This window comes from Vibrio sp. 1580, from assembly GCF_033340055.1.
Genome location: NZ_JAWOVT010000291.1, coordinates 1 through 703, shown reverse-complemented (window position 1 = coordinate 703; position 703 = coordinate 1). Strand labels below are relative to the sequence as shown.

At 48.1% G+C, this 703-nt stretch carries 1 pseudogene; it reads left to right on the top strand.

Going from position 1 to position 703, the window contains the following annotated elements:
• A pseudogene (locus R7093_RS25600) lies at positions 1-703 on the top strand (carboxynorspermidine decarboxylase); the annotation flags it as partial.

Here is a 703-nt window from a genome sequence, read left to right as displayed (position 1 = left end):
CAGGTGTAAAGCTTGTGCTAGCACTGAAGTGTTTCTCTACTTGGGGTGTGTTTGACATCATCAAGCCTTACTTAGACGGCACGACCAGCTCCGGTCCATTCGAAGTAAAACTTGGCTACGAAACGTTTGGTGGCGAAACGCACGCCTACAGTGTGGGTTACAGCGAAGATGACGTACGTGAAGTCGCAGACATCTGTGACAAAATGATTTTCAACTCGCAATCTCAACTTGCAGCTTACCGCCACATTGTTGAAGGCAAAGCGTCGATTGGTTTACGTTTAAATCCGGGCGTGAGCTACGCGGGTCAAGACCTCGCAAACCCTGCGCGCAAATTCTCTCGCTTAGGTGTACAAGCCGATCACATCAAACCTGAAGTATTTGAAGGTATTGATGGCGTGATGTTCCATATGAATTGCGAGAACAAAGATGTGGACGCGTTTATCGGCCTATTAGATGCGATTTCAGAGCAGTTTGGCGAATACCTAAACAAGCTGGATTGGGTGAGCATGGGTGGCGGCGTATTCTTCACGTGGCCGGGTTACGATATTGAGAAGCTAGGTCTAGCGCTAAAAGCATTTTCTGAGAAGCACGGCGTGCAAATGTACCTAGAGCCGGGTGAAGCCATCATCACTAAGACGACAGACTTAGTAGTTACTGTGGTCGATATCGTTGAGAACGGGAAGAAGACAGCAATTGTTGACTC